Raw genomic sequence first — 26,048 nt, 5'->3', positions numbered from 1 at the left:
CCCTGTCAGGAGCAGGAGTCCGCCTGGTCCTTTGGTCGTACGACAAGGGCACCGCGGCGGGGCGTACGACAGGACGCCGGGACCGGGACCGGGGCGGCACCGACGGCGGCACGGACGGCGCACAGCGGGTCGCCCCCAGCTCGCGCGCAGGCGACCCGCGCGCCGTCAGAGGCCGAACGCGCCGCCTGCGCAGCAGGGTTCGCGGCGCAGCACCCCGCTGACCCGGAGCCAGTCGACGCGGTCGCCGGCACGGCGCTCCGCGGCGGGGGCGAACGCCGCCAGCAGTTCCTCCTGGCGGTGCACCACACCGTCGCGCATCACCCAGGGCGTGCGCACCAGGTCGTCGAAGCGCCGGAACGGGTCGCCGTCGACCACCGTCAGATCGGCGAGCTTGCCCGGCTCCAGGGTGCCGAGGTCGTCGCCTGCGCCGAAGAGCCGCGCGGGTACCGCCGTCGCCAGGCGGAGCACCTGCGCGACGGACAGCCCGCCGTAGCGGTGCAGCACGCGCAGCGCCAGGTGCAGATGGAGGCCGAAGGGCGTCAGCGGGGCGTCGGTGCCCAGGGCGAGCGTGCCTCCGCCGTCGAGGATGCGCCGGTAGAGGGCGACCTCCGACTCCATCGACCGCACCACGGCGGCGGACGGCGGTTGCGCCGCGTTCTCCTCGACGAGGGCGACGTCCCAGGGCGGCATGAGCCTGGTGACCCGGGGATCGCGTGCGAGGGCCGGGTCGTGACCGAGCAGCGCCAGCGCGCTGAACGGTGTGATGACCATCTTGAAGTCGCCGCCCCCGTACGTCTCGCGGACGTCCTGGTAGGCGTGGCCCGTCGGGGTGTGGCCGCGGCCGTACTCCGAGCGCTGGCTGGCCCGCCAGTGGGTGGTCAGGTCCTGGCCCAGGCCGACGCCCGGTGACAGCAGATGGCTCCCGGTCGGGACACCGAGCAGGTCGTGGGCGGCCCTGGTCGCCTCGGCCATGATCCAGGCGGGGGCGCGCACATAGGTCTTGACGAAGTCGTAGTCGAGGGCGACCGCACGTTGCAGGGTGCGCCGGACACCGTCGCGGGTGCGGTGGGCCCGGCCCATGCTGTACGAGACCCTGCTGCCGTCGATCAGCTCGCCCGTGCTGAACAGCCGGGGCCCGGCGAGCCGGCCCGCGGCCACGGACTCCCGGATCCGGACGCCCTCGTGCGCGAAGCCGCCGAGCGAGACGTTGCTGGTGACGCCGTAGGCCAGCATCAGCGTCGTCTGCCTGCCGCCGTAGGTGTACTGCCAGGGGTGGGTGTGGGCGTCCCACAGGCCCGGGACGACCGTGGCCGCGGACGCGTCGACCAGCTTCTCGCCCGTTCGGCCGGCCCCGGCCCTGTGGGGCTCCACGGCGACGATGCGGCGGCCCGCGACGACCACGTCGACGTCCGTGCGGACCTCCTCCCCGGTGCCGTCCCACAGCCGTCCCGCGTGCACCCGCGTGATGTCCCGGCGCGGGGACGCGGCACGGGCGTACCGGATCGGCACGTCGACGGTGCGCGCCCCGGAACCGTCCCGGGCCACCAGCCGCAGCCGGCCGGACGACTCGTAGAGCAGGTGCCGCGAGTCCCCGGACCAGGAGGGGTGGTCCGCCGCCTCGTCCGTGATCCGCACCGGCGCCCCGGCGGGTGCGCCCCGCGGCGACACGGGCATCACCCACAGGGCGGACTCCATCACGAACGCCATGGCCGACCCGTCCGGGGACCAGACCGGGCCCGAGTTGCCCCGGTCGGACAGCGAAGCGTGCGGCATCGGCTGGTGGACCGACGCCTCCCCGGTGGCGGTGTCCACCACCCGGATGACGTTGTACCCCTCCCGGAACCGCTGGTTGAGGCGGTTGCGGTCACTGAACGCGATACGCCGCCCGTCGGGCGACCAGCTCGGCCGCCCGGGCAGGCCGTTTCCGCCCAGCGGCGCCAGCAGCGTCCGCTCCTCGCCGGTGGCCAGGTCCCTGATGACGAGGTCGCCCGTGGTGTCGTGGCAGGCCAGTCGGGTGCCGTCCGGCGAGAGGACCGGGTTGTAGCGGCCGCCGCCCGCCAGCACCTCGTCCGTGCCGTCGTGCAGCCAGTGGCGGCGGACGCTCGTCAGACCGTCCCCGCCCGGGCCGCCGTCGTACGCGTACAGCAGGCTGCGGCCGTCCGGGGCCCAGGACGGCGTCTGGACCTACGTGGTGGCGGTCGCCCGCACCAGCGCACGGGGGCGGCCGCCGATCGGCAGCACCCACAGGGCGTCGAGGGCGGCGAACGCGACGGAGCGGCCGTCGGGCGAGAGCACGGGCAGGTGCACGCCGCGCACCGGGCGCGGTGCCGTGGAGTCGAAGTCGTACCGCTTTGCGCGGTAGTGCGGCCGGGGCACCTCCAGCGACGCGGTGAACGGGATCGTCTCGGGCTTCGACGCGCCGGCCGCCCCGCCGGGGCGGCGCGCCCGCAGCCGGCCGTCGGCGACGTAGAGGAGCGTGCCGTCGGCCGTCCAGCACGGCGGCAGGGGCGAGACGTCCTCGCCGTCGGTGACCGGCACGCCGTCGACCACCAGCGTGGCGGTGGCCGGGTTCACCGGGTAGACGCCGTCGTCGACGTGGACGTAGGCGATCCGGCCGTCCGCGTGCACGGCGGGACCCGAGAGGGTGCCGCTGTCCACGGTCCTCTCCACCGTCACCGGGCCCCCGCCGGCCGGCACCGACGCAAGCTCCCGGCCGCCCCGGGCACCGGCCCGGACGAACAGCACCTTGCCGCCGCCGGGGTGCCAGGCGGGGTCGTAGTCCTCCACGCCGTCGTCGTCGGTGAGCCGCACCAGCTCCCCGCTGCGCACGTCCACCGTCCAGATGCGGTACCGCGAGCCGGTCGCGGGGTCTCCGCCGCGCTCCGAGGCGAACGCGAGGCGCCGTCCGTCCGGGGACCACGAGACACCGCGGTCGTCCCACGGGCCGGAGGTCAGCCGGCGCAGCCCGGAGCCGTCCGGTGCCATCGTCCAGAGGTGGAAGCCGCCGTCCCGGTAGGCGCAGACGGCGACCAGGGAGCCGTCGGGCGACCAGGCGAGCCGGGCCGGGTCGAGGTCCGGGCCGGTCAGCGCGGTGGCCGTGCCGCCGGTGCGCGGCAGCGACCACAGCACGCCCTGCACCTCGGCGATCAGGCGGTCGCCGGTCGGCGAGACGGCCAGGGAGGCGTTGGTGCCCTGCCGGAAGGTGAGGGTGCGGGTGGCGCCGGCCGTCCGGGGCGGTGGGGCCGGTGCGGCCGGCGCGCTCGGCGCCCCGCCGGACCCGCTGCCCGCTCCATCCGCCGGCCGCCGGTCCACGGGCAGCGGCAGAGCGGCCGCACCCGCACCGGCCAGTCCCGCCTTGAGCAGTCCTCTGCGCGGTAAGCCACGTAAGCCACTTGGGTCACTTGGGTCGCTTGGATCGCTTGGGTCACTTGGATCGCTTAAGCCTTTGATGAACGGGTTCATGGCGGAACGATACGGAGGTACCGGTCTCCTGGGGCGTGGACAAACCCGTACCTGACCGACTGAGTGAGGACGGTGGCGGCGGTGGCGGTGATGGTGCGCGCCGCGCGCACGGAGAGGCGGGCGCACCTTCGCCCTCCCCGCCCTTTCCGTCCCCGCCCCCACGGTCCCACTCCCCCGTGCCCCGCTCGTCCCGCCCCCGCTCGCGTGTGAACGCCGTATGGCAGTCGCATTGCAGGCCGCGCCGGGGACTTGAGGGGCCGACGGGGCGGCCGTAGCGTCTGACACGCCGAAGGACACGGCCGTGTGCCCGAGTGGCTCAGGGACTCGTCTGCAAAGCGAGTTACGCGGGTTCGATTCCCGCCACGGCCTCTGGCGCCCGGCACGGGCCGTCACGGGGACGGCACCGCATGGACGGCGCCGTTGCGCCTGTCGGCCGGTAGGCGCACAAGAACCGGCCGGGCGGGCGCGCGAGGCGCACACCCGCCACCGGGTCGGCGACCGGGTACCGGGCATCAGGACGGACCCCGTGGGCCGCCGGCTTCCGGACGGCGAGGACACCGTTCTTCCGCCGCCGCAGCGATGGCGGCCCCGGGGTCGCGGGGCCCGGCCGCTTCAAGGGCCCGCTTCGAGAGCCCGCTTCGAGGATGTGACGCCCTTGCGGGCGGTGCGGTGCCGACAGACGGCTGCGGCGTCGCCGAGGAGCCGGCGCGACCGGGCGCAGCCGTCGGCGCCGGCGTCCTCGGCCGCGGCCGGCTCACTGCGTGGTGGGTGGTGCGGCGGCCTCAGGAGGGCAGGGTCCACCTCTGGTTGTCCGCCCCGGTGCACGACCACAGTTGCAGCCGGGTGCCGTTGGCGGAACTGGGCCCGGTGGCGTCGAGGCACTTGCCCGACTGCGGGTTGACCAGGGAGCCGTTCGCGCCCGGCTGCCAGACCTGCGAGCCGGTCCCGTTGCAGTCGTAGAGCTGCACCAGTGTGCCGTTGGCGGTGCCCGCCGCGCTCACGTCCATGCACTTGCCGAGCGCGCTGAGCGTACCGGCGCCGCCCACGGTCCAGTTCTGCGCATTGCTGCCGTTGCAGTCGTAGAGCTGCACCGCCGTGCCGTTGGCGGCGTTGGCGCCGGCGACGTCCACGCACTTGCCGCCGTATCCGTGGATGGGACCGGTGGCCGTCCCGGACGGGGGCACCGAGCCGGGCTGCCCGGCCGCCCACTTCATCTCCTGGAGGAGGAGCTGGTTCTGCTGGGCGCTCGCGAACGTCGACGACAGCGTGGTGTTGGTCGCGTAGTCCATGGCATTGTGGCCGAAGTTGTTGTAGACCATCTTGTAGTTGCGGTTGGACCATATGATCGGGTAGTAGCCGCTGTACCACGTCTGGTTGGGATCGGTGCCGATCGGGAAGGTGGACGGGTCCATCGACGCCAGGATGTCGATGTCCGGGTTCTGCCGCAGGTCGTTCTGCCAGCTATACCACTCGCTGACCGAGGACCCGAAGGTGGCCGGCAGGCCCGCGGTCGCCGGGTGGCCGGTGTCCTCGACCCTCAGCGTCTCCGAGGTCGGCCCCCAGGTGTTGCTGCGGAACGTGCCGGTGCCCAGGAACGTGTTGTGGTACCAGGGCCAGTCACTCGTGTCGTCGTTGTACGCCGAGACGTGGAAGCCGACGAAGCCGCCGCCGTTCGCCATGTACGTCTGGAAGGCGGACTGCTGCGACGCGGTGTGCGGGTAGTTGTCCAGGAACATCACCACCTGGTAGTTGGCCAGGTTCGCGGTGTTGAGCTTGCTCCAGTCCGTGGTCGAGGTGTACGTGAACCCGTTCTGCGCGCCGGCCTGCGGGAACCACGCGTTGGCCTCGTGGTCGAAGCTGATGTGCGCGGCGTCGTAGGTGCCGTCGTAGAAGGCGAGCACCTTGAAGGAGGTGGCGGCCTGGGCGCTGTGCGCGGGTCCGGCCTGGACGCCGAGCACCACGGCGACCAGTGCCAGGAGTCTCAGCAGTGTCCAGCGCAAGGGGACTTCGGTGCGCGATCTGATCATGCGGGGGGCCTTCCGTGTGCGCGACCGTTGGGGGACGTACGCCTGCACGCGGCATTCAAAGGTCTAGATGATGTACATGTCAATGTGTTGGTCTAAACCAAGTAGGCCCTCCAGCGGGGCAGATGACGCCGACCGTTCCGCCCGGCGGCGACCGCTTCCCCAGCCGGCCGGACCCGCGGAGTCCGCCGCGCTCCCCGCCGATCAGTCGTGGCCGCTGTTCCGGCGCGGGCGGCACGGGCCCCGCGGCCGCGTCGTTTCCGGGCGTTGGACCGGGCTCAGGCGCCGGCGCGCGGGTACACGCCGTACGTCCGGCCGATCCCGATGTAGACGGCAGTGCGCCGCTCGGTGGCCATGACCGCGTCGAACTCGTCCCAGTCGGGGTGCTCGCCCCCGCCGGCGGCGCGGTAGATCTCGCGGAGCAGGCCGGGAACGTCCTCGGCGGGCACACCGGGGTGGGGGTCGTCGGGACCGACGAGCGACGCGTCGCCCTCGACGGACAGCCACCGGGGCCCGTCGCGGAAGACCACGACGGCGCGCGGATCCCGCCGAAGGTGCCGCACCTTGACCGCACCGCCAACGGCCACCAGCCCGATCGCGGGCTCCCCGGTGACGGGGTGCACGGTCGGCCCGGCGTTCACCACGGTGGAATGGGGCACGCCCGAGGCCCGGATCGTGCTCACGACGGCAAGTCCCCCGCAGGCCGCCACCAGCCTCCGGACCACCGCCGCCACACCGTCGTCCACTCGCCGCTCCATCCGAGCCCTCCTCACACGTGTCCCACCGGCCATCGTGCCGCGTCCGGGGGACGATGTCGCCGCCCCACGCGGGAACACCTCGGATCCGCGGGCACCAGGGGCCGGCCCGGGCGTGTCCGGCCCGACCGAGCGGCACGCGACGGACGGACGGGACGGGACACCGTTCAGCCCCTTTGAGACAACGTGGAGCACACGAGGTCCCGCCGCCTGCCCGCCATGGCCCGGCGGGGACGGGCGGAGGCCGTCAGCCGTGGCCGGCGCCACGAGTGACAATCGGCCTCGCCGCCCACCGGGTGAGTGGCGTGCGGCGGAACCGGTGGGAAAGAATCGCCGCGGACGAGCCAAGAGGACTCCCCGGCAGTGGAGTCGGGAGCCGAACGCCGCGGCGCGCTGACCGGTTGGCACCGTGCACGCTTCCCTCCCGGGGACGGTCCTCGTCGGGCGCCCGGGGAACACGGGGAGGGGTGCGCAGCATGGCGTGGGAAGAATGGGAACAGCTCAGGTCGCAGGCCGCCGAGCGCCGGTCGACGCACACGCAGCTCGACCACGTGGACACCGGCGGCGGCCACTCCGCGGGCCCCGGCCGGTACGGCGACCTCAAGGTGGGCCAGGACGATCTCGCCAAGATCGGCGAGCACGCCTTCACGCTGTACGACGACCTGTGGAAGAAGGGCCGCACAGCGGTCCCCAGCAGTGAGAAGGCCGCGGGGAACCTCGCCGGGGAGGGCTTCGCCCTGGGCAGCGGACTCAAGCACGTGGCGACCCGCTGGGACGAGCAGCTCGGCTCCCTCAGGGACGCGTGCGGGCACATCTCCCAGCACATGACCGTCACCAAGAAGATCCACGCGACCGACGACCACCTCGTCGGACGGCGGATGAGCAGCATCGACGCGCTGGACGCGGGCTTCGACGAGCGTGCCGGCGCACACGGCGGGCGAAACCCCGTGTACGGAGAACCGGGCAGGAAGGACGGCAGGGACGGCTGATGGACCTCGATGCGCTCCGCTTCGCCGACTTCACCCTCCTCGACGCTGCCGTCGAGGACTGGACGACGATGGTCCACGACCTCGACGGCCTGAGGAAGTCCGCGGACAGGGGCCTCAAAGGCGCGGCGGAAAAGGCCGACTGGGGCGGGTACAACGCCACCGTCTCGAAGGAGTTCATCCTCAAGACGGCCGGCGAGTTCTCGGACGCGCACACGCAGGCGACGTCGATCCGCAACGTGCTGCGGGACACCTGCGCGGAGTTGCGGGCCCACCAGAAGCAACTGACGGAGGCGATCGAGCGGGGCCGCAGGAAGAACCTGGCGGTCGTCCCCGCGGGCGACGGCGGATTCACCGTCACCATGAACGTGCACCCCGACCGGGCCCCGGCCGGGACGACGGTTCCCGATCACGACGAGGCCGACGTCACCTCCCTGCGTGACGAGGTCCAGAGGATCCTCGGTGCCGCGACGCACAGCGACGAGTCGGCCAAGGAGGTGCTTCAGGCCCTGGTCGACCAGAGCCACCTCGGCTTCTCGGACACCGCCTACCGCGACCGCGACGCGGGGGCAAGGGCACTCAAGGAGGCCGACGAGCTGGCCCGGCTCGCGAGGAGGGATCCCGGTGATCTCACGGTCGAGGAGTTCGACCGGCTGAGCGCCGGGCTCGGCAGGTACGGGCACGACGGAGTGTTCGCCGAGCGGTTCGCCACGGACCTCGGACCGCGCGGGACCCTCGCATTCTGGACGGGCATCACCGATCCGGGCCGGTGCCACCACCTGTCGCGAGAACGCCTCGACCGGTTCGACGAACTCCAGCGCAATCTGAGCCTCACTCTCGCCAGCGCCTCACAGAGCGATTCGGCGGCGATGGCCGGATGGAAACACGACATGATCGGCCTCGGCGAGACCCGCATCGGCAACCACGGCAGCGGGCCCACGGGTTTCCAGGTGATGAGCAACCTCATGCGTGTCGGCGATTACGACGACCGGTTCATGAAGGACTACGGCACACGGCTCATGGCCACCGAGCGCAAGCTCACGGACAACGGTGCACACCCCAACCTCACCTGGCAGTTCGGCGCCGCCGGCGGCCCCCATCAGTTCCTCAACCACATCGGCGGGGACAGCGGGGCTGATCCGTTGACGGGTTATCTGAAGGGTCTTTCCAACAGCCCGGATGCGGCCACGGACTTCTTCAACCAGCAGTACGTCTCGAAGGACGACCAGGCCAATCCCTTCGAGCGTGACACGGATGGCAACGGCAGGAAGGGGAAGGTATCACTCTCCAACTTCCAGTACCTCTTCGAGGAACGTGACTGGCCCCAGGAGGTGAACTCCCACGGCGAGGCCCTGCACACCGGGCAGAACAACATGGCATTGGCCCTGGAAGCCGCTACCACCGGGCACCCGGCAGGTGAGCTGCCCACGATGGACACCCCGGCCCACGACGAGGGTCGGACCAAGCTCTTCGAGAGCATCGTGTCCTCCGTCTCCGACGACGGCGAGCGCCTGACGAAGAACGGCTTCATGTCGGACAGCATGGGGCAGATCGCCTCCGAGTACCTTCCCGACATCAATCGCGCCCTTGCGGACGTGGACGAGCCCTCGGCCCACAGCAGCGTGGACGAGCAGGAGGCGTGGGACCGAACCCGGAAGCAGTACCCCATCGCGGGTTCCTTCGCTCAGATGAACCACCGCGACGTTGCGCGTTTCCTCTTCGCCATCGGCCAGAACCCAGAGGGGTACGCGGCCGTCGAGGTGGGCCAGCAGAGCTACATGAGCAAGTTGATGTACCACCACTTGGACCCCGGCCTGCCGGAGAACCAGCGCCCCAACCACGATCTGGAACTCACCGTCCGGTCGATCGCTCGGCACTCGGGCGAGGTCTCCGGAACCCTGGCCATGGGACGCAACCAAGCCATCGCGGGCCCTGCCGCGGAAAAGGACGACCACTACGACCACGCGGTGTCCCAATGGAAGAACGCTCTCTCGGGAGGCATTGGCACCGGTATCGGTGTGGGTACGTCGTTCATTGCCACCCCGGCAGTCGGGGCGGGCGTCGGCGGTGCCGCGGGAACGGTTACCAGCATGGTCCTTGAGGAGCTGTTCCAGGATGCAGAAGGCAGCGCCAAGGACGACGCCGGCGCCACCATGGGTGCGAACTGGGAGGCGGGCCAAGAAGCCAACATGAAGTACACGCGAAGGGCCGCATCGGAAGCAGCCAGAGCTCACCGGCTCCCGCACTCGGGAGACATCGCCACCTGGGCAGAGGATGAGTCCTACAGCTCATACCTGGATGCCGGAGATTACATGGAGCGAGTAGGGCCGGAGCTCTTGACGGATATCTGACGGTGACAGGACGGAGTCCGGAGCCACCCACCGGCATTGCAAAGACCAGTTGCCCGGACCAGAAGAGAGGCGCTTCTCCTTGATCTCCCGCCGATTCGCGACAGTCTGCGTGCTCGCGACGTTGGGCACACTCCTGGGATGCTCAGGACCTGCGGAGCGGAAAGAATACAAAGTACCGAAGGCCCTGTGCGGCGTCCCGGTGGATCCGGCGCTGGTCTCGGCGTTCCTTCCGCCGGGGAAGAAGATCGAGACTTACGAGGCGACTCCCGTCCCGAGCATTGTGCACTGCCATGTCGCGGTCGACGGAAAGCTTGCGCTGGTGACAAGTCAGGAGTGGAGGGAGGAACGGGACGACGTCGTGTCAGTGGCCCGAGCCTTTCCGCAGGTGAAAAAGGCCGAACTGAAAGACGGCAGCAACCTCCTCTACACAGGAACCGGCGCCGTGCAGCAGACTGGTTCCTGCGTCAACACCGCTCGTCCTCGACACGAGTTGTACGCCGCAGTGCAGGTGTACGCATCCGTCCAGGAGGACGCCCCCGCCATGAAGAAGCTGATCTCCGCCTACACCAGGGCGGTCGAGCGCTCCGCCGAGTGCCGGGCGGGCAGCGACTAGGTGTACTGATCACGAGCGTGCGCTTACCTGCGGGGACGTGGCGTCCGCTAGACCATCCCGGACAAGTCCGACCAGGCGCGCAACCGCAAGAAACTCGGCTCTCGCTGCGGACGACCGCCGAAGTTCGACGCGGAGGACCAGAAGGCTCGGCATTCAGTTGAGTGCGGAATCAATCGCCTCAAGAGGAACTGCGCCGCACCCACGAGATACGACAAGCTCGCCGTCCGATACGAGGCGACCGTCCTCGTCGCGTCGGTCAATGAGTGGCTGCGACTCGTGAGCCTGCGGTCACTCGGCGGTGAGCTTCGCAACGTCGGGGGCGAAGACGGTCATCCAGTGCGGGTGCAGCCGGTAGAAGACCACGTCGACGGTCCCGGGAGCCCCCGCCCGCAGGACCGGCCCCAAGAGCGGCCTCACCCCGTGACCACCGCCGCCTGGGGCCGGATCGGCAGGCGGTTGACGGGGCGGCCCGTCGCCGCGCGTACCGCCGAGGCGACCGCCGCCGGGGACGTCACCACCGGTACCGCACTGGCCGCCTTCGCCCCGAACGGTGCCACCACATCGCGTTCCTCGACGAGTTTGACGATCCGGATCGCCGGCGCGTCGAGCGCGGTGGGCAGGGCGTAGCCGGTCAGGTCGGGGTGGCGGACCAGGCCGCGCGGGGTGCGGAGGTTCTCGGTGAGGGCCGCGCCCACCCCCTGGGTGACGCCCGCCTCGATACGGGCCGCGAGTCGCCCGGGGTTGAGGACGCGGCCGACGTCCTGGGCGACGGCCAGCTCCACGACCCGTACGGAGCCGATCTCCACGTCCACGTCGACGACCGCGCGGATCGCGCAGAACGCGAGGCCCACGAAGGCGTCGCCCTGGCCGGCCTCGTCCAGCGGCTCGGTCGGGTGCGGACGGCACTGTGCGGTGGCCCACAGCTCCTTGCCGTCCATGGCCTCCTCGACGGTCGTCGAGAGCACACCGTCGTAGGACGTGATCTTGCCGTCGGCGATCTGCAACAGCTCGGTGGACATCCCGAACTTGTGCGCCAGCGGCTGGAGGAGCTGGGTGCGGACCATCTTCGCCGCGCGTTCCACCGCACCGCCCGACACCCAGGTGTGCCGGCCGCGGCAGCCGGGCCCCGCCGGCGGCTGGTCGGTGTCGACGGGGGCGACGTGCACCTCTTCGAGCCCCAGGGTCTCCTGCACGATCTGCCGGGCGAGGGTGGCGAAGCCCTGGCCCGTCTCGACGGCGGCGCAGATGACCGTCGCGACGCCGTCCTGCACCTTCACGGTGGCCGTCGAGACCTCGTCGGCACCCTCCGCGCCCAGCATGTGCACCATGCCGAGGCCGTAGCCCACCCCGCGGCGCACCGCACCGGGCTCACCCGCGCCCTCCGGGCCGCCGGGCAGCAGCCACTCGTCCTCGGGCGAGTCCTTGGGCAGCGGCGGCAGCGGGGCCTCGCGCACGGCGGTGAGCAGCTCCGCGACCGGCGCGGGGCAGGTCACCGTCTGGCCGGTGGGCAACAGGTCGCCGGTGGCCATCACATTGCGCATGCGCAGCTCGGCCGGGTCGACCCCCAGCTTCCTGGCCAGCTTGTCCATCTGCGCCTCGTACGCGGCGCACACCTGCATGGCGCCCTCGCCGCGTACGTGTCCAGAGGGCGGGTTGTTGGTGCGGACGGCCCAGCCCTCGATGAACGCGTTGGGCACGACGTAGGGGCCGCAGGCGAAGGAGACGGCGGCGGCGAGCGCGTCCGAGGAGGTGTCCGCGTAGGCGCCGGCATCCAGCAGGATCTGCGCCTCCACCTTCACGAGACGGCCCTCCGCGTCGGCGTGGTGGCGGTAGCGCAGCAGCGTCGGGTGGCGGTGGGCGTGGCCCAGGAAGGACTCCTCGCGGGTCGCGGTGAGCTTCACCGGGCAGCCGGTCTTCAGTGCGAGCAGGCCGAGCGGCAGTTGGAACCCGGGGTCCTCGCGGTCCGCGGTGGCGCCGGGCACACCGGTGACGACGACCTTGACGTGTTCGGCCCCCAGGGCGTAGCAGGCGGCGGCGCGGTCCCGGTCGGCGTGCGGGTCGGTGGAGGCCACGTACAGTTCCACGCCGCCGTCGGGGCGCGGCACGGCGAGGCCGGCCTCGGCGCCGATCGGGGCGGGATCCTGGCGGCCGATGCGGTACAGGCCCTCCACCACGGTCTCGCCGACGGCGTCCGCGTCGCCGTGGCGCAGCGGGATGTGCCGGATCAGGTTGCCGTCGGGGTGCAGCGGTTCGGCCTCGAACGCCTGCTCGGGGTCGGTGATCGGGTCGAGCACCTCGTAGTCGACGATGACGGCGGCGGCGGCCATGCGCGCGGTGTCCGGGTGGTCGGCGGCGACGGCGGCGATCGGCTCGCCGTGGTGGCGCACCACCTCGGCGGCGAACACGGGGCGGTCCGCGGTGCCCCTGCCGTAGGTGGTGGTGCCGGGCACGTCCTCGTGGGTGATGACGGCCCGCACCCCGGGCATCGCGCGCGCCTGGGCGGTGTCGATGGACACGATCCGGGCGTGCGGGTGCGGCGAGCGCAGCACGGCCGCCCAGAGCAGTCCCTCGGCCCACAGGTCCGCCGCGTACGGGAAGGTGCCCTCGGTCTTGGCGCGGGCGTCCTCGGACCGCAGCGAGGCGCCGAGGCCGTGCGGCCCGGACAGGCGCCCTGCGGAGTCCGGCGGGGACTCGGACCGTCCGGGCGGCGGGGTGGTCGTCGCGGTGGTCGCGGTGGCGGCGCCTTCGTTGCTCACGCCGGGCCTCCGTCGTCTTCGTGTCCGTCGTCTTCGTAGGGGCCGTGCTCGTAGCCGCGGGCGTCGTCGTACGGGGCCTCGTGGCCGGGGGTGCGACCGGTGTGCGGGGCGGGGTGGACGCCGCCCGCCCCGGGGCCGGCCTGGTGCGGGATGAGGGGTCCCGGCGCGTTCTCGTCCGGGGGGCCTTCGGGCTGCTCGTCCTCGGGGGTGGCCCTGCGCTCGCCGACGACCTGGCGGACGGCGTCCAGGACACCGCGGTAACCGGAGCAGCGGCACAGGTTGCCGCTGAGTGCCTGGCGGGCCTCCAGTTCGCTCGGGTCGGGGTTGCCCTCCAGCAGGTCGTGCACGGTCATCGCCATGCCGGGCACGCAGAAGCCGCACTGCACGGCGCCGCACTCGGCGAGCGCCCGCTGCACGTCGGAGGGGCGCCCGCCTTCGGCGAGGCCCTCGACGGTGCGCACCTCGCTGCTCGCGGTGGTGACCGCGGGCACCAGGCAGGAGGCCACGAGACGGCCGTCCACCTGGACGTTGCAGGCACCGCACTCGCCCTGCGAGCAGCCGTCCTTGGCGCCCGCGAGACCGAGCCGCTCGCGCAGTACGTACAGCAGCGACTCGCCGATCCAGGCGCCGGTGACCGGCCGGTCGGTGCCGTTGACCCGCAGTACGTAGGAGCTGAGCGGGTGCTCGTCGTGCACGGGCCCGAGGTCCTGGCCGGGGTCCTGAACGAGGTCCTGGCCGGGCTCCTGGCCAAGGGCCTGGGCGGGCCGTCCGGGGTCCGCGAGGGACTCCGGGGCGGGGGCCTCGCCGGGTGCCCCGGAGGCGGACGGGCCACCGGCGGACGGGGTGTCGTCCGGGGCGGGGGCGTCCGCGGTGCCGGTGCCGGACCCGTCGTCCTGGGGGGCCGCCGCGGGCTGCGCCTCTTCTCCGGCGGGTTCGGAACCGTCCTCGCGGGAGGCGGCTTCCGGGACGGCGGAGCCGGGTGCGGCGGCTTCCGAGGGGCCGGCGGGCTCCTGCTCCTGGGGGGGCAGTTCCTGAGCGGGTTCCTGGGAGGGCTGTTCCCGGGCGGGTTCCTGGGAGGGCTGTTCCTGAGCGGGTTCCTGGGGGGGCGCTTGCCGCGCGTGCTCCCCCGCGGCCCCTTCCGGCAGGGGCTCCTGGAAGCGGCTGTCCCCGAGCGGCCTCCTGGGGCGGGGGGCACGGGACGGCTGCGGCGGTCGGGGACCGCTCTCGAAGCCGCCGGGGACGGGTTCCCCGGGATGGACGGGTGCGGTCTCGGGATGTGCGGATCCCTCGGGGTGCGCGGGTGCGCCGGGGAGCGCGGGCGCGTCGGGATGCGCGGGCGCGTCGGGGAGCGGGGGCGCCTGCGGCTCGGGTCCGACGAAGATGGCGTCCTCGTCGGCGTCCTGGACGTCCTGGACGTCCTGGACGTCCTGGACGTCCTGGACGTGCCCGGCGGCCTCCTGCTGCCCGGGCACCGCCCGGCCTCCCGGATAGGGGTCCTGGGGCGTGCCCGGTACCGAGCCCGCTCCCGTGCCCTCCGGTGCCGCCGTGTCAGCCGCCGCGCCTGGCCCGCCCGGTGCGTGCGGGACCCCGGCCGCCGGGTCGAGGAGGCCGTCCGCGGCGCCCGTGGTGTCCATCGGTCCGCCGGGCCGGACACCTGCGCCGCCCTCGGCCGCGGGGCGGGCGTAGTCCTCGGCAGGGCGGGCCAAGTCCTCGGCGGGGCGGGCGTAGTCCTCGGGGCTCCCGCCGGGGCCCGACGGGCCGTCTGACGGGCCCTTGGGGAGCGGCGTGAAACCGGTGCCGTGCGGATGCGACGCGGGCCCGTCCTGGAGCGCGCGGTCCATGCCCTGCGGCTGGCCGACGGGGCCCATCGGGTCCATCGGCGCCATGGGTGCCGCCAGGCCCTGGGGCGCCATGGGTGCCGTCAGGTCCTGGTCCTGGGCGGCCGTGGGACCGGCGGGCGCGGCCGGGTCCGGGGCGTCCACCAGGCCCGCGGCCGCGTCGGCGGCCGGCGGCCGCTCCGGCTCGCCGCTCCCGTAGCCCAGTTGCCCGCCGGGGTCGTAGCCCGGCTGCCCGCCGGTTCCGAAGCCCGGCTGCCCGCCCTGCTCGTAGGCGGGCTGCGTGCCGTACGGGGCGTGCGGCTGCGCGGTGAACGGGTCGTGTGCCGGGGCCGTGCCCTGCGGCCGCTCCTCGGGCCGCGGCTCCTTGAGGGGCCGCCGGTTCTGGTGCTGCTGCTCGTGGATGTGCTGTTCGTCGAGGTGCTGCTCGTGGAGCTGCTGCTGGTGCTGCTGCTCGTGGAGGTGCTGTTCGTCGAGGTGCTGCTGCTGGAGCTGCCACAGGCCCTGGGGGTGCTGCGGCCCGTGCTCCTCCTGCGGTGCCGGGGCGCCGGGCCCGGGCGGGACGGAGCCGAAGGGGGCGTCCGGTTCGAGCGGCGGCCCCGGCGGGCTGTACGCCCCCGGCTCGGGCACCTGCTGCCCGTGCGCCTGCTCCTGGCGGGCCTCCTGCTCGTGGGCCAGCCGCCGGCGGGCCTGCTCCTGCAACTCCGGCTGGTACTCCTGGGCGTCGGGTTCCGCCTGCGGGGACCGGGCGGCGGCCTGCTGGGCGCGGACGCCCTGGCGCATCCGCTCGGCCGCCGACGGAGCAGGCCACGGCCGGCCGGCCTCCGCGTCGGTAGCCCACGGCGCGGTCGCGCCGCCGGGCAGGGTCGCAGGGGGCATGCCGCCCCACTGCGCCGCCAGGGACGAGGTGGTGAACTCCCCGGACTCGTCCGGCAGATCGCCCTGCGCAAGGGGGATGGACCACTGCCCCGTCACGTCCGAGGGGTTCTCCCCTGTGCCGCCTTGCGGGGCGCCCTCGGCGGCCGGCTCGCCGGTGCCCTCCGGTGCGCCGGTGAAGTGCCAGGGCCCGCCGGTGCCGACCGGTGCCGGCCCGTCCGCGCCGTGCCCCGGTGCCCCCGCGTCGTAGCCGTAGGGGTCCTGGAACACCTGCTCCTGGCCGTGTTCCTCGGGGTACCTGGGGGTGTGGTAGGCGGCCAGCGCGTTGGGATCCGGCCAGTGCACCGGCGCCTGCTGCCCCGCCGCGCCCGGCACGCCGCCCTGCCCGGCCTCGGGGGGCACCGCGCCCTGCGCACCTGCGACGCCCCACACGCCGGTGCCCGCCGGGTCGGCCTCGGCGGCGCCGGGGGCGACCGTTATCTGCGGCGGCACGTAGCCGTGGCCCGGCGCGGCGAGCGGGGTGCCCGAGGCGGCGTCGTAGTCCGCCATGCCGTCCGGGAGCTGGACGAAGGCCGTGGCGTCGGAGTCGTACTCGCCCTGCGGGATCGGCTGCCAGCCGTGCGTGCCCGAAGTATCGCCGTTGTGCTGTTCGTCGGTCACGACAGCGCCCTCCCCAGTGCTCGTCGGGCCAGCGCGGCGACGGTGCGCCGCAGGTGCAGGACGCCGGGCGGCAGTTGCTGGGGCGAGCCGTCCTCGGCGGGGGCCGGATCCGGGATGCAGGCCGCGGCGACGTACTCGCCGAACGCGGCCAGCGCCTCGGGCACGACGGTGCGGCCGCCGTCCCAGTCGATGAGCGAGGCGATCCACTGCTCGGCCTCCAGCGGCCGCAGCGGCATCGGTGCGACGGCGCCCACCGCGCAGCGCACACCGCGGCGTGCCGGGTCCAGCACCAGCGCCACGGAGACGAGGGCCCGTCCCGGCCCGGTGCGCCCGGTCGCCTTGAGGAAGACCTGCGGGGCGTGCAGCAGCGGGACCCGCACGTAGCCGATGAGTTCGCCGCCGCGCAGCATGTCCATGCCGGCGAGCAGATGCGAGACGGGCATCTCGCGGCGGGCGCCGTCGGGTCCCGCGATGATCAGGGTGGCTTCGAGCGCGGCGAGCACCGGCAGGGTGTCACCGGTCGGGGCGGAGGTGGCGATGTTGCCGCCGAGGGTGCCCGCGTTGCGGATCTGGGGCGGCCCCGCGGCCCGCGCGGCGGCGGCCAGCGCGGGGATGAGGGCCGCGAAGTCGGGGCGGCCGATGCGGGCGTGGGTGAGGCCGGCGCCGAGCAGCGCGTGCCCGTCCAGGTACTGCCAGCCGCGGATCTCGCTGATGCGGCCGAGGCCGACGAGCGCGGCCGGCCGCAGCAGCCCGGCGTTCACGGCGGCCATCAGGTCCGTGCCGCCCGCCACGGGCACGGCGGCGGGCATGGCGGCTAGCGCTGCCACGGCCTCGTCCAGTGTGACAGGCAGACTCACCGTCGGTGCTGTCTGCGCCACCTGCGGTGCGTGCGTGGTCAAACCGGCTGCCCCTTCCCGCTGTCCCGCCTGATCCACCTGTGCGCCGTACGGTACGTGCTGACAGGCCGGACGTGGCAACTCTGGCACATCTTCCCGGGCCCCCGACGCATGGGTCCGCTAGGAGGTGTTCCTCCCGTAAGCAGGGAGATGGACCGTTTGCTCACATCCTCGATCATCAGGGCGCATTGCCGCTCTTGGGCAGCCGTGGTGTGACTCCTCCCCCGGGTTCCACCCGGGTTCCACTCGGTTCCACTCGGGTTCCACCGGGCCACGGTCCCAGGGCGGCGCGGTGGCGGCCGGTGTCCCGGGCGGCACTCACACGTTTGGGGGCGACCCCTCGATCGGGCGTCCGAGGCCGCCCGTCATCCCTTCGGGGGCGGGTCGGCGCTGCCAGGGCAGGGGTCCCGCGGGCGGGCGGTAGTCGACGCCGAGCGCGTCAAGGCGCCGGTAGTGCGCCCCCATGCGCCGTTCGAAGTCGGCCATGTCGCGTTCCTCGGGGGCCGGCAGCCGGCTCCAGGCCACCTCGGCGAAGGCGGCGAGCCGCGGGAAGGTCTGGTAGTCGACCCGGGCCTGGTTCTCCATGACCTCGGTCCAGACGTTCGCCTGGGCGCCCAGGACGTGCCGCGCCTCCTCCTCGGTGAGCTGCGGCGGCACCGGTTCGAAGCGGTAGACGTCCTGGAGCGTGCGGACGTACCCGATGGGCATGGGCTCGTCGGGGCCGCCGTCCTGCCGGTGGTCCAGGTAGACCTGCTGCTCCGGGCACATGACGACGTCGTGGCCGGCCCGCGCGGCCGTGATGCCGCCGGCGTAGCCGCGCCAGGAGGAGACCGCCGCGCCCGGCGCCAGGCCCCCTTCGAGGATCTCGTCCCAGCCGATGAGGCGGCGTCCGCGGTCGGCCAGCCAGCGGTCGAAGTGCCGGATGAACCAGGACTGGAGCTCGTCCTCGTCGGCGAGTCCCAGCTCCCGCAGCCGGGCCCGGGCGGCAGGCGAGCGCCGCCACTGGTCCTTGACGCACTCGTCGCCGCCGATGTGCACGAACCCGGAGAACGGCGTGCGGGATGCGCGGGGCGCGTTGGACGGCGCGCCGGGCGCCCCGTTCGCGGCCTGCGCCGGGTCGGCCGGGAAGAGGTCGAGCACCTCCTCGAAGACGCCCTCGTAGAAGCGCAGCACGTCCTCGGTGGGGGCCAGCACGTTCGGGTTGACGCCCCAGGTGTCCCAGACGGTGAGCGCGGCGGTGTCGACGACGTCGGTGTTGCCGAGGAAGGGGTAGGCGGCGATGGCGGCCTGCGAGTGGCCCGGGATGTCTATCTCGGGGACGACGCTGATGTGCAGCCGGGCGGCGTAGGCGACGATCTCGCGGATGTCGTCCTGGGTGTAGTGGCCGCCGTGCGGGCGCTCGTCCCACAACGGCGAGGCGCGGTGGCCGAATTTCGTCCGGGCACGCCAGGAGCCGGTTTCGGTCAGTTTCGGATAGCGCTTGATCTCGATGCGCCAGCCCTGGTCGTCGGTGAGGTGGAGGTGCAGCACGTTGAGCTTGTGCGCGGCAAGCAGGTCCAGGTAGCGCAGGACGCCGTCCTTGGGCATGAAGTGCCGTGCCACGTCCAGCATCAGGCCGCGCCAGGCGAACCGCGGCGCGTCCTCGATGGCGACCATGGGCACCGACCAGGCCCGTCCGGGCTCGACGGGCGCGCGCCGGAAGGCGGCGGGGCCGAGCAGTTGGCGGAAGGTCTGCGCGCCCCAGAAGACCCCGGCGGGGCCGCCGCCGTCGATGCGGACCCCGTGGCGCTCGACGGTGACCCGGTACGCCTCGGGATCCAGGTGCGTGTCGAGGCGCAGCACGATGCCGTCCTCGCCGGTGCCCTCGGGCAGCGGCAGCCCGGTGGCGGCGCCGACCGTGCCGCGCAGCCAGTGCGCGGTGGACTCGGTGCCGGGCAGCGCCCGCAGGGCGGTCCGGTCGTCGAGCGGGAAGCCGCCCCGGTCCGGGGGGACCCGCCGGACCTGCCGGGGAGCCGGGATCAGATCGTCGTCGAACGCCATGGCGTGCTCCTGGTGGTCGGGGCGGACGGGGGCCGCGGCGGGGGCGGGGCCGGTGGCGTGTTTCAGTCCTTCACCGCGCCGCCGAGCCCGGAGACCAACCGCCGCTGGACGAGGACGAAGAAGACCAGGACCGGGAGGGTCATCACGGTCGACGCGGCCATGATGCCGCCCCAGTCGTTCTCGTCGGGCTTGAAGAACACCAGCAGCGCCATGGGGAGGGTGGACTGCGAGGTGTCGCTGATGATGAAGGACTTGGCGAACAGGAAGTCGTTCCAGGCGGAGATGAAGGAGAACACGCTGGTGGCCACGAGGCCGGGCAGCACCAGCGGGAAGAGGATCCGCCACAGAAAGCGGGCCCGGCTCGCCCCGTCGATGTACGCGGCTTCCTCCAGCGCGTCGGGGACCGCCTTCACGAAACCCCGCAGCATCCAGATGGCGAAGGGCAGCGAGAAGGCGAGGTGCGGCAGGATCAGCGAACCCAGGGTGTTGAGCTGGCCGAAGTCCCGCATCAGGAAGAAGAGCGGAATCGTCAGGGCCTCCACCGGCACCATCTGGGCGATGAGGAACATCACCAGCAACGTGGTGCGGAAGCGGAACCGGAAGCGGGTCACCGCGGTCGCCGCCAGAAAGGCGATCAGCGCGGAGAGCACGACCACGCTGCCCGCGACGACACAGCTATTGAGGAAGTACCGGCCGAAGTCGTGCTGCTCGAAGACACGCCGGAAGGAGTCGAGCGACGGTGCCGACGTCCAGGGCCGCGGTCGTGTGGACTCGATCTCACCGGCGGGTTTGAGGGCGGAGAGCACCATCCAGTAGAGCGGGAAGGCCACCACCGCGGCGGCGAGCAGGGCCGTGGCATCGGCGGCCAGTCGCCACGGCTGCCGGAGGATCCTCCGTACGCCGTGCATCGCGTTCACAGCGCTCACCTTTCCTCCCCCCGCCTGATGTCCTGTCGGCTCTTCTGCCTGATGCCCTGCCGGGTTTCCTGCCGGATTTCCTGCCGGCTCCCCTGCCGGGTTTCCTGCCGGGTTTCCTCCCGGCCTTCCTGCCGGCGCAGCAGCCGCAGGTAGATCAGCGTGACCGCGAGCAGGATCAGCAGCATCACGACGCCGATGGCGGAACCCAGCCCGTACTGGGACGAGGCGAAGGCCTTCTGGTAGGCGTAGACGTTGAGTACCAGGTTCTGTCCGGCTATTCCGCCGCCGCCGGTCATCACGTAGATCTGGGTGAACACCTTGAAGTCCCAGATGACCGACTGGATGGTGACGACCACCAGAATGGGCCGCAGCACGGGTGCCAGCACCGAGCGCCACGTCCGCCACTGCGACGCGCCGTCCAGCGCGGCGGCCTCCAGGATCTCGCCGGGCACCGCCCTGATGCCCGCGTAGACGGTCACCATCACGAACGGGAAGGAGCACCAGACGACTTCGAGCAGGACGAGGGTGAAAGCGCTGTAGCGGCCGTAGGTCCAGGAGTGGTCGCCGAGTCCGAGCACCTTGTCGACCGGGCCGAAGTCGGGGTCGAAGAGGAACATCCAGACCGTGGAGCCCGTGACGGCGGGCGTGGCCCAGGCCCCGAGCGCGGCCAGCATCAGCGCCAGCCGCGGCACCGCCCGCACCCGGGTGAGCAGCACCGCGAAGGCACAGCCCACCAGCAGGGTGCAGACCACACAGGCGGCGGCGAACAGCACGGTGGCGACCAGCACCTGCCAGAACTGGCCGTCGCCGAACAGGTCGGCGTAGTTGCCAAGGCCCCGGAAGGACGTCGGCCGGCCGCCGCTGACCTGGGCCTGCGTATAGTCCAGGAACGAGATCAGGCCGAGTTCGTAGACGGGGTAGACCAGCAGCCCGGCGAGCACGACCAGTGCCGGGGCGAGGTAGAGCCAGGGCGTCCACGCACCGGGCCGGGTGCCGGGGCCCCGACGGGCGGAAGGACCGCGCCCGGCGGCCGGGGCCCGGCGCCCGGGCCGCCGGGCGCCGTCCGGGCGCCCTGGCGCCGCACCGGGCGCGACCGCGGGCGGTGGGGTGAGGGCGTCGGCTGGCTGCGTCATGGCGTCACCGTGCCGTTCCGCGCGGCCGGTCAGCCGGCCGACGCGAAGGCGTCGTCCATCTTCCGCGCGGCCTCGCCCGCCGCGGCCGCCACGTCCTTGCGGCCGCTGACGATCTGCTGGAACATCGTCGGCAGCACCAGCGAGGCGTCGATCTGGCCCCAGGCGGCCGAGGCGGGCACGAACCTGGCCCCGGCGCCGAGGGTGGTGATGAACGGCGCCACGAACGGCTCCTTCTTCGCGGCCCGGGCCCGCACGTCGGTGAACGTCGGCAGGAAGCCCATACCGTCGAAGAGCGCGGCCTGGGTCTTCTTCGAGGCCAGCGCCTCCATCAGGCCGACGGCCAGGGTGCGGTGCGACGTGCTCTTGAGCACCCCGAGATTGTTCCCGCCCGCGAACGCCGGAGCGATGTCACCCTTCTTGATGCCGGGCAGCGGTACGACCGCGTACTTGCCCTTGACCTTGCCTTCCTCGATGGCCTGGTGGTTGAAGTCACCACCGATGACCATCGCCGCCTTCCCGGAGGCGAACGCTGTCACCGTGTCGTTGCCACCCCACCCCGCACACTTGTCGGCCGGGCAGTTGGTGTCGCCGAAGAGCGAGGTGTAGGCGCGGATGCCCTTCTGCGCGGCGGCGCTGTCGATGGCGGAGGTGTACGAGCCCCCCTTCTTCTCGGCGAGTTCGCCGCCCGCGGCCCAGATGAACGGCATCGCCCCGTAGGTGTACGCGCCGCCGACGGCGAGCCCGTACAGGTCGGGGCGGCTCCTGTGCACGGCTCTGGCGTCGTCGACCAGCTCCCGCTGGGTCGCCGGGGGCCGCAGGCCCAGCTCCCGGAAGACGTCGGTGCGGTAGTACAGCGCACGCACGCCGACGAAGAGCGGCGCCCCGTAGACCCTGCCGCCGACCGTGACGGACTCCCTGGCGGTCGGGTCGGTGTCCTTGGCCTCGTCCCAGGCCGCGAACTCCTCGGTGACGTCGGCGAGTCCACCGTCGTGGACGTATCCGGCGGTGTCCGTGTTGCCGTACTCGATGACGTCCGGGGCGCTCGCGGGGTCGTTGAAGGCCGCCTTGATCTTCTCGGCGCGGGTCTCCACGGGGATGTACTCGACGTGCACATCCGTGCCCTTGTGCGCCTTCTCGAAGGCCGCCACGGCGTGCTGGACGACCCGCTCCTTCGGCGCGCCCGCAACCTCCTGGAAGAGCCAGACGCGCAGGGTGCCGCTCTTGTCGTCGGCGCCGGCGCCGCCGCCCGAGGTGCCGGGCGCGCAGGCGGTGGCGGTGAGCGACGCGAGGACGAGAGCCGCGACGACGGCTGGCATGCGGGCGGGGAGCTTCATCGAGCGGACCTCCGGGTCGACGGTGCTTCGCTTCGCGTTGCAAGGTGCGCAACGACTGTTTCGTGCTGCACAACACCTGGAGGCTAGAAGGACATGCACATGTCGACAAGGTCCGCTCAGAGGTCTCTACCACTCTGTGACCGGTCCCGGGACAGCACAAAGGCCCCGGGGCACGCCGAAGCGCACCGGGGCCTTTCACCGGGCAGCAGCAGACCGCGCCGCAGGCGGACTACTTCTTGCCCTTGTCCTTGTCCTTGTCGCCGCCCGCACCCATGGACTCGTAGATCTCCTTGCACATGGGGCAGACCGGGTACTTCTTGGGATCACGGCCCGGCACCCACACCTTGCCGCAGAGCGCGACGACGGGGGTGCCGTCGAGTGCGCTCGCCATGATCTTGTCCTTCTGGACGTAGTGGGCGAAGCGCTCGTGGTCGCCGTCACCGTGCGACGTCTGAGGCGTCGGCTCTACGAGGGTCCCCGTACCTGCCCCACGCTCGGGCTCAAGAGTGCTCATAGGGCCAAGGGTACTGAAGGGTTCGCACATCAGTTGAGAGACGGGTCGTCCGGATAGGTCGCCACCATGGCGAGCTCACTGCGCTGGCGGCGCAGCACCTCCCGCCAGAGCCGCTCCGGCGCCGGTGAGGACACGTCGCCGGGCTCCGACTCGACCACGTACCACGCCCCCTCCGCCAGCTCGTCCTCCAGTTGGCCGGGCCCCCATCCGGCGTAACCCGCGAAGATCCGCAGCGAGCCGAGCGCCGAGGCGAGCAGTTCGGGCGGGGCCTCCAGGTCGACGAGGCCGATGGCGCCGTGCACGCGCCGCCAGCCGAGTGGCACGGCCTCACCGGCGGCGCCACCGGGGATCACCGCGACGCCGAGGGCGGAGTCGAGCGAGACGGGACCCCCCTGGAAGACGACGCCGGGTTCGCCCGCGAGGTCGCCCCAGCCCTCCAGGATGTCGCCGACGTCCACCGGGGTGGGACGGTTGAGGACCACGCCGAGTGAGCCCTCCTCGTCGTGGTCGAGGAGCAGCACCACCGCGCGGTCGAAGTTCGGGTCCGCCAGGGCGGGGGTGGCCACGAGCAGCCGCCCTGTGAGCGAGGACACCTCGGTCATGCCAGCCATGATCCCGCATCTTTCCCCGTTCCGGGCACCCCACGCAGGTACGCGTCCGAATGCGGCTCACGCCCCGGCCGGCCGGGGCCCCGCGCCGGGCGGGCCGGCGGTGACCTGCCGTGGCCGGCCGGGCGCGGTTCGTGGCCGGGGCCCGCCCCCGTGGCGACGGGGCTCGCCTGCGGGCTTACGGAACCGGGGTGCCCGGCGTCTAGTCTGTGCCTTCGGCCCTTTCCTCTCTTCGGAACGCGAGATTCATGACCGTCACCGATGATGTCCTGCTCGTCCACGGCGGCACCCCGCTGGAGGGCGAGATCCGTGTCCGCGGCGCGAAGAACCTCGTGCCCAAGGCCATGGTCGCCGCGCTGCTCGGCAGCGCCCCGAGCCGGCTGCGCAACGTCCCCGACATCCGTGACGTACGGGTGGTGCGCGGTCTGCTCCAGCTCCACGGGGTGACGGTGCGCCCGGGTGACGAACCGGGCGAGCTGCTGCTCGACCCGACACACGTGGAGAGCGCCAACGTCGCGGACATCGACGCGCACGCCGGCTCGTCCCGCATCCCGATCCTTTTCTGCGGCCCGCTGCTGCACCGCCTCGGCCACGCCTTCATCCCGGGCCTCGGCGGCTGCGACATCGGCGGCCGGCCGATCGACTTCCACTTCGACGTGCTGCGGCAGTTCGGCGCGCGGATCGACAAGCGCGCGGACGGGCAGTACCTGGAGGCACCGCAGCGGCTGCGCGGCACCAAGATCCGGCTGCCGTACCCGTCGGTCGGCGCGACCGAGCAGGTGCTGCTGACCGGGGTGCTCGCCGAGGGTGTGACGGAACTCTCCAACGCGGCGGTCGAGCCGGAGATCGAGGACCTGATCTGCGTCCTGCAGAAAATGGGCGCGATCATTGCGATGGACACCGACCGCACCATCCGGATCACCGGCGTGGACAAGCTCGACGGCTACGCCCACCGCGCCCTGCCGGACCGCCTTGAGGCCGCATCCTGGGCCTCCGCGGCACTGGCGACCGAGGGTGACATCTATGTGCACGGCGCGCAGCAGCGGTCGATGATGACGTTCCTGAACACCTACCGGAAGGTGGGCGGCGCCTTCGAGATCGACGACAGCGGGATCCGGTTCTGGCACCCGGGCGGCACCCTGAAGTCGATCGCGCTGGAGACCGATGTGCACCCCGGCTTCCAGACCGACTGGCAGCAGCCGCTGGTCGTCGCGCTGACGCAGGCCACCGGCCTGTCGATCATCCACGAGACGGTCTACGAGTCCCGGCTGGGCTTCACGTCCGCGCTCAACCAGATGGGCGCGCACATCCAGCTCTACCGCGAGTGCCTGGGCGGCTCGGACTGCCGGTTCGGCCAGCGCAACTTCCTGCACTCCGCGGTGGTTTCCGGTCCCACCAGGCTGCAGGGTGCCGACCTCGTCATCCCCGATCTGCGCGGCGGCTTCTCCTATCTGATCGCCGCGCTGGCCGCCCAGGGCACCTCGCGCGTCCACGGCATCGACCTCATCAACCGCGGCTACGAGAACTTCATGGGCAAGCTGCGTGAACTGGGTGCGAAGGCGGAGCTGCCGGCGCAGGGGAAGCCCGCCGGCGTCTGAGGCCGTCCCTGGAAGGCCCCGGGCTCTTCCACGGCAAACGGGGCCTGCCCCGCCCGGCGGGCGCGACCGGCCCGGCGCGCCCCCGGGAACCAGAACGGGGCGGTCACCTCCCCCGGAGAGTGACCGCCCCATCGGCGTAACGAGGGGCTTACTTGCCCTTGGCCGCTTCCTTGAGCTTGGACCCGGCCGAAACCTTGACGCTGAAGCCGGCCGGGATCTCGATCGGCTCACCCGTCTGCGGGTTGCGGGCGGTGCGAGCGGCACGGTGGGTGCGCTCGAAGGTCAGAAAGCCGGGGATGGTGACCTTCTCGTCCCCCTTGGAGACGATCTCGCCGACGGTCTCGGCGAACGCGGCCAGCACGGCGTCGGCGTCCTTGCGGGTCACCTCGGCGCGGTCGGCCAGCGCGGCCACCAGCTCACTGCGGTTCATGTTTGTACTCCCGTGTTCAGCTTGCGTTGAGGCGTGAGATCGAAGCCGATGCTGCCAGGGTCCTCGGTCGGTCCCCGGACCCGGGTCCGTAGCCAGACCCTCGCGCCCAGAAAGGCATCCTGCCCCCACCTGCGGCGGGAACGCCAATCCGGCACCCCTGGAAGTCACACGAAAAGCGCCACTGCCTTGAAATGGTGACGCTCTGTCCACTTCCCCTGGGTGCCTCCAGGCCCTTCCCGAGCGCCTTGAGGGGCCTGGGA

The 26,048-nt window shown here is 72.5% G+C and carries 15 protein-coding genes, 1 tRNA gene and 4 pseudogenes; 6 read left to right on the top strand and 14 right to left on the bottom strand.

All coding sequences use genetic code 11. The annotated features are described in order from the left end of the window. Positions 1–165 precede the first annotated feature (165 nt). Positions 166–3,462 (bottom strand): annotated as a pseudogene (locus tag IE313_RS10855) (amidohydrolase family protein). A gap of 297 nt (positions 3,463–3,759) precedes the next feature. Between IE313_RS10855 and IE313_RS10850 the strand changes: the two are divergent. Continuing rightward, positions 3,760–3,831: transfer RNA gene (locus tag IE313_RS10850), tRNA-Cys, on the top strand. A gap of 413 nt (positions 3,832–4,244) precedes the next feature. On the opposite strand, the gene IE313_RS10845 is transcribed toward IE313_RS10850, so the two are convergent. Together IE313_RS10845 and IE313_RS10840 are read right to left on the bottom strand one after the other, a co-directional pair. Further along, complete coding sequence (locus tag IE313_RS10845; protein WP_189930786.1) at positions 4,245–5,489, bottom strand: ThuA domain-containing protein; 1,245 nt, start codon at positions 5,487–5,489, stop codon at positions 4,245–4,247. Between the two features lie 275 nt (positions 5,490–5,764). Next, positions 5,765–6,244 (bottom strand): TIGR03618 family F420-dependent PPOX class oxidoreductase, encoded by a 480-nt coding sequence (locus IE313_RS10840; protein ID WP_189930785.1) that lies wholly within the window; start codon positions 6,242–6,244, stop codon positions 5,765–5,767. Between the two features lie 473 nt (positions 6,245–6,717). Here IE313_RS10840 and IE313_RS10835 point away from each other — a divergent pair, with 473 nt between their 5' ends. The 4 genes and pseudogenes from IE313_RS10835 to IE313_RS36605 all read left to right on the top strand — a co-directional run. Beyond that, positions 6,718–7,230, top strand: coding sequence for a hypothetical protein (locus IE313_RS10835; protein ID WP_189930784.1), 513 nt, complete (start codon positions 6,718–6,720; stop codon positions 7,228–7,230). Then, a complete protein-coding gene (locus tag IE313_RS10830) occupies positions 7,230–9,578 on the top strand; it encodes a hypothetical protein (protein WP_189930783.1) in 2,349 nt (782 codons plus the stop codon). Before IE313_RS10835 ends, IE313_RS10830 begins: the two co-directional genes overlap by 1 nt. A gap of 358 nt (positions 9,579–9,936) precedes the next feature. Next, complete coding sequence (locus IE313_RS10825; RefSeq protein WP_189930782.1) at positions 9,937–10,191, top strand: hypothetical protein; 255 nt, start codon at positions 9,937–9,939, stop codon at positions 10,189–10,191. A 21-nt stretch (positions 10,192–10,212) separates the two neighbouring features. Beyond that, positions 10,213–10,461: pseudogene (locus IE313_RS36605) on the top strand (IS5 family transposase); the annotation flags it as partial. A gap of 18 nt (positions 10,462–10,479) precedes the next feature. On the opposite strand, the gene IE313_RS35965 reads toward IE313_RS36605, so the two are convergent. The 10 genes and pseudogenes from IE313_RS35965 to IE313_RS10775 form a co-directional block, all read right to left on the bottom strand. Continuing rightward, complete coding sequence (locus tag IE313_RS35965; protein ID WP_268256694.1) at positions 10,480–10,608, bottom strand: hypothetical protein; 129 nt, start codon at positions 10,606–10,608, stop codon at positions 10,480–10,482. Further along, positions 10,605–12,947, bottom strand: a complete 2,343-nt coding sequence (locus IE313_RS10815) for a xanthine dehydrogenase family protein molybdopterin-binding subunit (RefSeq protein WP_373316963.1) — start codon at positions 12,945–12,947, stop codon at positions 10,605–10,607. Before IE313_RS10815 ends, IE313_RS35965 begins: the two co-directional genes overlap by 4 nt. After that, positions 12,944–14,074: pseudogene (locus IE313_RS36600) on the bottom strand ((2Fe-2S)-binding protein); the annotation flags it as partial. The gene IE313_RS10815 and the pseudogene IE313_RS36600, both read right to left, overlap by 4 nt. Positions 14,075–16,314: 2,240 nt before the next feature. Next, a complete protein-coding gene (locus tag IE313_RS10805) occupies positions 16,315–17,217 on the bottom strand; it encodes an FAD binding domain-containing protein (RefSeq protein ID WP_189930781.1) in 903 nt (300 codons plus the stop codon). 315 nt (positions 17,218–17,532) lie between these two features. Continuing rightward, positions 17,533–19,254 carry a beta-N-acetylhexosaminidase gene (locus IE313_RS10800; protein ID WP_189930780.1) on the bottom strand — a complete coding sequence of 574 codons (1,722 nt, stop codon included), beginning with the start codon at positions 19,252–19,254 and terminating at the stop codon, positions 17,533–17,535. 62 nt (positions 19,255–19,316) lie between these two features. After that, on the bottom strand, positions 19,317–20,162 hold the full coding sequence (locus IE313_RS10795) for a carbohydrate ABC transporter permease (RefSeq protein ID WP_189930974.1): 846 nt from the start codon (positions 20,160–20,162) through the stop codon (positions 19,317–19,319). Between the two features lie 137 nt (positions 20,163–20,299). After that, positions 20,300–21,304: pseudogene (locus tag IE313_RS10790) on the bottom strand (carbohydrate ABC transporter permease); the annotation flags it as partial. 29 nt (positions 21,305–21,333) lie between these two features. Further along, positions 21,334–22,638, bottom strand: a complete 1,305-nt coding sequence (locus IE313_RS10785) for an extracellular solute-binding protein (protein WP_189930778.1) — start codon at positions 22,636–22,638, stop codon at positions 21,334–21,336. Between the two features lie 229 nt (positions 22,639–22,867). Further along, complete coding sequence (locus IE313_RS10780; protein WP_189930777.1) at positions 22,868–23,152, bottom strand: DUF3039 domain-containing protein; 285 nt, start codon at positions 23,150–23,152, stop codon at positions 22,868–22,870. A gap of 29 nt (positions 23,153–23,181) precedes the next feature. Further along, entirely contained in the window at positions 23,182–23,754 is a 573-nt protein-coding gene (locus tag IE313_RS10775; protein ID WP_189930972.1) for a YqgE/AlgH family protein, read from the bottom strand. 254 nt (positions 23,755–24,008) lie between these two features. Here IE313_RS10775 and murA point away from each other — a divergent pair, with 254 nt between their 5' ends. Next, a complete protein-coding gene (gene murA / locus IE313_RS10770; protein WP_189930776.1) occupies positions 24,009–25,358 on the top strand; it encodes a UDP-N-acetylglucosamine 1-carboxyvinyltransferase in 1,350 nt (449 codons plus the stop codon). A gap of 148 nt (positions 25,359–25,506) precedes the next feature. On the opposite strand, the gene IE313_RS10765 is transcribed toward murA, so the two are convergent. After that, positions 25,507–25,788 carry an HU family DNA-binding protein gene (locus tag IE313_RS10765; RefSeq protein WP_189930775.1) on the bottom strand — a complete coding sequence of 94 codons (282 nt, stop codon included), beginning with the start codon at positions 25,786–25,788 and terminating at the stop codon, positions 25,507–25,509. Positions 25,789–26,048: the final 260 nt, after the last annotated feature.

This window comes from Streptomyces sulfonofaciens (assembly GCF_014656295.1).
GTDB classification, from domain to species: Bacteria; Actinomycetota; Actinomycetes; order Streptomycetales; family Streptomycetaceae; genus Streptomyces; species Streptomyces sulfonofaciens.
Note: the sequence above shows the minus strand (reverse complement) of the source record. Positions and strands in the feature narration are given on the sequence as shown.